This window comes from Neisseria sp. P0021.S006, assembly GCF_051956895.1.
Window position 1 is genome coordinate 1 of the sequence record NZ_JBQCWZ010001234.1, and the last position, 454, is coordinate 454.

Annotated in this window: 1 protein-coding gene; it reads right to left on the reverse strand. The window is 54.4% G+C overall.

Going from position 1 to position 454, the window contains the following annotated elements; translation table 11 throughout:
* The coding region (locus tag ACTHUM_RS19645; RefSeq protein WP_440403961.1) for a class I tRNA ligase family protein at window positions 1-454 on the reverse strand (454 nt) is incomplete at both ends.

Sequence of the window (454 nt, forward strand, 5' to 3'; positions counted from 1 at the left end):
AAGTGGTACATCTCGGTTTGGCTGTCGGCTTTAAAGTATTCGTCAAAATCGATGCCGATGCGGTCGCACAGGTTTTTAAACGACGCCATGTAACCGACGGGCGCGTCCAGCCCGACATAGAAGTATTTGCCCGGCGCGTCGGGGATTTCAAAACCGAAATACGGTGCATCGCGGGAAATATCCCAATCGGACAGGGTGGTTTCTTCGCCTTCGCCCAGCCATTCTTTCATTTTGTTGAGGGCTTCGGGTTGCAGATGGGGCTTGCCGTCGTGCGGGTTGTTGCCGGAAGTCCATGCTTTGAGGAAGTCGGCGCATTCGCCCAATTTGAAGAAGAAGTGTTCGGATTCGCGCAATTCGGGTTTGGCACCGGAAACGGCGGAATATGGGTTGATCAGTTCGGTCGGGGAATAGGTCGTGCCGCAGACTTCGCAGTTGTCGCCGTATTGGTCTTGGG